Below are 6,362 nucleotides of genomic sequence, written 5' to 3'. Positions count from 1 at the left end.
ATCGGGCCGCGCGGTGCGACCGGCGCCGCCGGGGTCGGCGGGCCGGGCGGCGGGGGCGGCGTGAGAGCGGGGTTGGCGGTGCCCGGCACCGGCGGCGCCGGCGGCATCCAGGCCGGCAGCGGCGGATTGGGGTCGGCCAGGCTTGGATTCGGGTTGATCAGCGGCGGCCCGACGGCCACCAGGTTGCCGCTCGGGCCGACGACGGTGCCCGGCGGCGGCGCCAGGTCCTTCGGCGGCTGGTAGTTCTGCGGCAGCAGGGTGTCGGGCAGTTCGGGCCGGGTCGGCACGAGCGGTGCGGTGTAGCAGCTGGGACCCTTGAGCTCGCCGTACTGCGGACAGTCCGCACGGCTGTAGGTGTAGCTCGGCGTGAACGACAGGTTGACCCGCATGTTGCCGGTGTCGAGGTGCGACATCCACACCTCGTCGAAGAACTTCTTCGACAGGCCGTCGAGCTTGACGAAGGCGGGCACCCAGTGGTGTGAGGTCTGCGCCAGGTTGCCGATCACCGGGGTGAGCTCGGAGGTGATGCGCACCAGCCGATCGCTGTGATTGGCCAACGCCGTGTGGGTGGTGCCCATGGTGTGGGTGCCGCCGTCGATGAGGTCGGTGAGCTGAGCCCGCTGCTCGACGAGCACCTGCATCGGGCGCACCGCCTGGTGCAGCGCGTCGAACAGGTCCGGAGCAGTCTGCTGCAGCCCCCGGGTGGCATCGATCAGCGCCGACACCGTCGAGGGGCTGTCGACGTCGGTGGTGACGATCGTGTCGAGTTCGTCGATGAGCCTGCTCAGTTGAGCGCCGCCGGTGAGGAGTTCGACGCGGCGGTTGTCGGTGGCCGCTCCGACGGCGGCCAGCAGTCCGACGGTCTTGTCCTCGCGGCCCCGCCCGGTCGCGGCGAGGATGTCGCGCAGCTTGCTGATGGTGGTCTGGAACAGCACCGTCGGCAGTTCGACGTCCTCGGGGATGCGGGCGCCTTCGCGGATCGGGGCCGCCGGCCCGCGGTCGACGAGTTGCACCGACGACACGGCGAAGACGTTGCTCGGCACCACGCGCGCGGTCACGGTCGCCGGAATCGCCTGTGCATAAACGGCGTTCAGCGCGATCTGCACGTGATTCGGCCTGCCGTCGGCGGCGGGGACGACGCTGTCGACCGAGCCGACGAGGACACCGTGGTACTTGACGTCGGACCGCTGCGGCAGGCCGTCGCCGACGTTGACGAGATCGGCGACGACACGGACGTAGTCCTCCAGCCTGCCGGTCGACTTGATCAACAGGACGCCGGTGACCAGTGCTGCGACCACCAGCACCGCGACCCCGCTCCCGAGCAGTTGGCGGTCCGACGGTCCGCGGCCGTCGAGTTCGTAGGAGTTGGCCACCTCAACCACCGAACCTGGCGCCGGAGTCGACGCTCCACAGCGCCATCGTGAGCAGCATGTTGACCATGATCACGACGGTGATGCTGGCCCGCATGCCATGTCCCGCAGCGACTCCCACACCTTCGGGCCCGCCGCTGGCGTAGTAGCCGTAGTAGCACTGCACGGTCGAGGCGATCCAGACGAAGATGATCGTCTTCAGCAGCGAGTAGGCGATGTCGCGGCCGGACAGCATCAGCGAGAAGTAGTGCAGGTACGAGCCGGTCGATCCGCCGCTGATCACCTCCACCACCGCCTGTGTGGTGAGGTAGCTGACCGCCAGGCACAGGACGTAGAGCGGGATGACCGCGACCACCGAGGCCAGCAGACGCGTGGTCACCAGGTACGGGATCGGGCGGATGGCCAGCGAGTCCAGCGCGTCGATCTCCTCGGCGATCCGCATCGAACCCAGTTGGGCGGTGAACCGGCACCCGCCCTGCGTCGCGAAGGCCAGCGCGGCGGCGATGGGAGCGAGCTCGCGGGTGTTGACCAGTGAGGAGATGATGCCCGTCGCGGGTCCGAGGCCGAGTAGGTTGAGGAAGTTGTAGCCCTCGATGCCGACGAGCGCGCCGACGGTGATGCCGAGCACCACCGCCACGCCCGCGGTGCCACCGCCGACGACGAGTGAGCCGTTGCCCCAGGCGATGTCGGACAGCAGCCGGACGAACTCCTTGCGGTACAGCCGCAGCGCGTGCGGTATCGCGAGCAGCGCGCGGACGAAGAAGACCAGCATGTGCCCGAGCCGCTGCACCGGTGTGGCGGCCCGTCGGGACCATCGGATCAGCGGACCCAGGAACGGGGTGTACGTCGATGCGGTCACAGCCCGGTCCTGGGGAAGAGCATCGCGTACAGCTGGCTGATGGCGACGTTGACGATCATCAGCACCAGGATCGATTCGACGACGGCGGCGTTCACCGAGTTCGCGACGCCCGTGGGTCCGCCCACGGTCGACAGTCCCTTCTGGCACGACACGATCGCGACGATCGCGCCGAACAACACGGCCTTGATGAGCGCGAGGACCATGTCGCCGGTCGTCGCGAACGACGCGAACGTGGCCACGAAGCTGCCCGGTGCGCCGTTCTGGAAGTAGACGTTGAACAGGTAGCTGGCGAGGAACCCGACGAAACAGACCACCCCGGTGAGCGCGACACCGATCATGATCGCGGCCGCGAACCGCGGCGCCACCAGGCGGCGGATCACCGAGACGCCCATCACCTCCATCGCAGCGGTCTCCTCGCGCATCGTGCGGGAGCCGAGGTCGGCGGTGATGGCCGAGCCGACGGCCGCGGCCATCAGCACGGCGGCCACCAGTGAAGCGGCCTGCCGGATCACGGCCAGGCCGCTGGCCGCGCCCGCCAGCGAGGTGGCGCCGACCTGTCCGGCCAGCAGGGCGAATTGGATGGACAGTGTCACGCCGATCGGCAGCGCGACGAGAACCGTTGGCAGCACCGCGGTCCCGGCCATGAAGGCGCCCTGGCGGATGAACTCCTGCCAGCGGAACCGGCCCGTGAACAGATCGACGACGAGGCTCTGGATGGTGCGCACGCCGAGGACGAACTGCTCGCCGACCGTGTGCAGCGACGCGAGCGGGTGCCGCCCGACGTAACCGCCGGCCCAATCCTCGATGACGTCGAGGCCGTCGGTGCGATCGCCGCGCGCCAGTGTCAACGTCCCTCCCCCGATAGGAGACCCCGGCCGGTGAGCCGGCGTCCGACCTCACGGCGGCACCGTCGGCAACCGCCTCGCCACGCTAAGACCAGCGATCCGACCGCGTCAACCCTTTGGCGAATATTCATTCACATAATGGCGCGCCTGGGACAATGCCAAGCCGACAGACCTCGCCGTTTCCGCACCGGAGTTCACCCTTGGAGCGCAGAAGGGCAAATACCCCGGGTATGGTCGCCGACCCTGAGCACGCCGAATGACCGCGGTGAACAGCGTAGAAGCGGAGTATCCACAGAGTTCGGCGCGGCCGAGGCAAGGTCGGGCGGCGCGCGGCCGGTTACGTGGTGCCTGCGGCACCCAGATCGCACCCAGCCCATGTGTCCGCCGTGGGGATCAGTATCCACGTTAACTTCGTCGGGCGGTGCGAAATCGTGGGCTCGGGTTTTACTCGCGTTCGCCGGCGACGGCTACGGGAAGCAGTCCTCCGGCGGCGTGGGCCATGGGCGCAGGTAGTTCAGCGCCATCACGGTGATCTCGTCGATGAACGTGTCCCGGTCGATGGCCGGCTGGTCGAGGATGTACCGCACACACAGGTGCTCGACCATCCGCACCAACATCCACGCCGCGGTCTCGAACGTGGCGTCGGGCCGGACGACGCCCTTGTTGATCGTCAGATACGCGACGGTCAGCTCACCGATCCGCTGCTCGAATGCGAGCAGCTTGCTGCCCGAGCCAAGCCGCGGCGTCTGTTCCATCACCGCCCGCAGGAAGTCGGGGTGTACGTCCAGGGCGTCGAGGAGCGCGGCGATGGACTCCCGGACGTAGTGCGGCGCCGGCTGGTCCAGCCGTTCGGAGACCCGGGCGGCCACCCGGGCGGACAGCTGGTCGCTGTAGCGGTCGATGACCGCCGCGGCGATGGCGTCCTTGTTCGGAAAGTACTGGTACAGCGATCCAGGACTGATCCCGGCGGCCGCGGCGATGCGGTTGGTGGAGGCGCCGTCGTACCCGTGGGCAATCAGCATCTCCTGCCCGGCGTCGAGGATGCGGTCCACCATGGCGCGGGACCGGTCCTGGCGGGGCATGCGCCGGGGCGCGGGAGTTGACTTCTGCGCCATCAGAATGCGAATTGAATGCGAATGATCGCTCGTGTCAGCATGAAGTCATGCTCGCACACGATGTGTCCGCCGCACACCCCCGCCGGTTCATGGAGGCACCCCGGCGCAATCGCCGCCTCGGGCGACCGCTGCGGATCCTGACCAAGACGGTGCGCCCGGACCAGCAGCTGATCGACCGGATCGGGCAGCGGCTCATGCATCGCGACGAGGTCGGCGCGGAACTGGTGGCGGCGATGCACATCACGGACGCCGGCAACCCCGACCGCGTCACCATGGGACAGTTCCGCCAGGCCCTCGACCGCGGTGTGCACACCGTCGCGGACTGTCCGCGGCCGCTGCGCGATTTCTTCGCCACCGTCGAACGCGTCCCGGCGTGGGTCGACTTCGATCTCGTCAACGAGGGCGCCGCGGCGTACCGCCGGCTGGGCACCAACGCGGCAGACGTGATGCTGCAGCTGTCCCTGATCGGCGGCTACCGGTTCGGCGGTCCGACCGACCTGCTCGTCGAGACGGGCGGGCTGACCGGACGGAAAACCGTACGCCGCCTTGCCGAGACGCAGAAGTGGGCGGTGGCGGTGTCACAGCCGGACGCGATGCGCCGGAGCGGGGAAGGCTTCAAACTGACCGTGCACGTGCGGGCGATGCACGCGCTCGTCAACCACCAGTTCGAGACGAACGGCCGCTGGGACGTCGCCCACTGGGGCCTCCCGATCAACCAGACCGATCAGGCCGCGACCCTGGGGTTGTTCAACGGGGCGCTGCTGCTGGGCGTGCGGCTGCTCGGCGTCCGGGTCAGCGGCGCCGAGTCGCGGGCCATCATGCATCTGTGGAAGTACGTGGGCTGGCTGCTCGGTGTCGACGAGGACTGGTTGTGCGACGACGAGGCCGCGCAGCACCGGCTGAACTACCACCTGCTCATCACCCAGTCGGGCGTGAGCGAGGCGGGCCCGCCGCTGGCCAATGCGATCGTCGACGCGCAGCGACTCCTGCACTACCCCAACCTGGCCGGGCTGCGCGGTGCCTACCACCGCGCCCGGCTGCTGAGCATGCTGAGCTACTTCCTGCGCAGCGAAGGCATGCGCGACCTCGACCTGCCCCGCGCGCTGCCGTGGGCCGTCGCACCGGCGATCGTCAAGAACTTCGTTCGCTACCAACTTCTTTCGCGCACCCGGCGCGGCCGCGACCTTCTGGAGCGGTGGGGCGCCCGTAGCAGTGAAAAGCTGCTGGCCAAGTACTTCGGGGAGCAGCCGCACGGTGTCGGCGAACTCGCCGCGTGACGCCGCGGCCGCCGCGCGCGAACTCGGACCCACCTCCCTGCTGTGGCGGTGGGCGGGCGACATGCGCATCGCCTTCGAGGGCGGCACCGCCGGGCTACTGCAGACCATGCACCCCGCGATCGGGCAGGGACTGATCGACCACTCCGACTTCTTCGACGACTCCGTCGACCGGGTGTTCAGGTCGCTACCCGGGATACTGGGCACCGTCTACGAGGGGCCGACGGCGGAGGCGACCGGAGTGCGGGTGCGCGACTTCCACCGGGACATCAAGGGCGCGTTGCCCGACGGCGGCCGCTATCACGCCCTGCAGCCGGAGACCTTCTGGTGGGCACACGCCACGTTCCAGCGCATGGTGGACCGGATCGCGTCGCACTGGGACCGGCACCGGCTGACGGCCGACGAGAGCCGGCGACTCTATCTCGAAGGGTGCGAGTGGTACCGCCGCTACGGCATGAGCGGGAGCGTCGTGCCGCCCGACCGCGCGGCCTTCGAGGACGAAGTCGAGCGCTACTGCCGGGACGTGTTGCGGCCGAATCCCGCTTCGGACTACCTGATCGAGTTCATCAACCGGCGTTCGATTCCGGACATGAGCGCGTCGCCCTTCTACCCCGCGCATCCGCGCCTGCGCCCACTGACCGACGTGCTGCTGCCCAGCAAGCCGGTGCGCACCGCGCTCGCGCCCCCGATGCGGCTGGTCATCTTCGGCGGGCTGCCCACCATGGTCCGGCAACGGTTCGGGATCCGCTGGAGCGCAATGGACGAACGCCGCTACCGCGCGGTCCGCGCCGCCGTCCGCGCGGGGTGGCCCTACGTACCCGCCTCCCTGCGCTGGTATCCCGCGGCCCGCAAGGGCTGGCTGCGCGAGCTCGGCCACGTGCCGCGTGAGCCCTAGCCGT

The 6,362-nt window shown here is 69.3% G+C and carries 6 protein-coding genes; 2 read left to right on the top strand and 4 right to left on the bottom strand.

The features are described from left to right. The 4 genes from O6P37_RS26905 to O6P37_RS26890 all read right to left on the bottom strand — a co-directional run. The coding region (locus O6P37_RS26905) for an MlaD family protein (RefSeq protein ID WP_269896937.1) at positions 1–1,373 on the bottom strand (1,373 nt) is incomplete at its 3' end. 1 nt (position 1,374) lies between these two features. Then, positions 1,375–2,229 (bottom strand): MlaE family ABC transporter permease, encoded by an 855-nt coding sequence (locus tag O6P37_RS26900; protein ID WP_269896936.1) that lies wholly within the window; start codon positions 2,227–2,229, stop codon positions 1,375–1,377. Next, positions 2,226–3,077 (bottom strand): MlaE family ABC transporter permease, encoded by an 852-nt coding sequence (locus tag O6P37_RS26895; RefSeq protein ID WP_408633256.1) that lies wholly within the window; start codon positions 3,075–3,077, stop codon positions 2,226–2,228. The genes O6P37_RS26900 and O6P37_RS26895 overlap by 4 nt, the downstream gene beginning before the upstream one ends. A 464-nt stretch (positions 3,078–3,541) precedes the next feature. Continuing rightward, positions 3,542–4,189, bottom strand: a complete 648-nt coding sequence (locus tag O6P37_RS26890; protein ID WP_269896935.1) for a TetR/AcrR family transcriptional regulator — start codon at positions 4,187–4,189, stop codon at positions 3,542–3,544. A gap of 47 nt (positions 4,190–4,236) precedes the next feature. On the opposite strand from O6P37_RS26890, the gene O6P37_RS26885 reads away from it, so the two are divergent. Together O6P37_RS26885 and O6P37_RS26880 are read left to right on the top strand one after the other, a co-directional pair. Next, positions 4,237–5,466, top strand: coding sequence for an oxygenase MpaB family protein (locus tag O6P37_RS26885; protein WP_269896934.1), 1,230 nt, complete (start codon positions 4,237–4,239; stop codon positions 5,464–5,466). A 61-nt stretch (positions 5,467–5,527) separates the two neighbouring features. Further along, positions 5,528–6,358 (top strand): oxygenase MpaB family protein, encoded by an 831-nt coding sequence (locus tag O6P37_RS26880; protein ID WP_408633259.1) that lies wholly within the window; start codon positions 5,528–5,530, stop codon positions 6,356–6,358. The last annotated feature ends 4 nt before the right edge of the window (positions 6,359–6,362 follow it).

The sequence above is a fragment of the Mycobacterium hippophais genome (genome assembly GCF_027529605.1).
In the GTDB taxonomy this organism is placed as follows: Bacteria; Actinomycetota; Actinomycetes; order Mycobacteriales; family Mycobacteriaceae; genus Mycobacterium; species Mycobacterium arseniciresistens.
The sequence above is the reverse complement of the archived record's forward strand: the minus strand, read 5'-3'. Positions and strand labels throughout refer to the sequence as shown.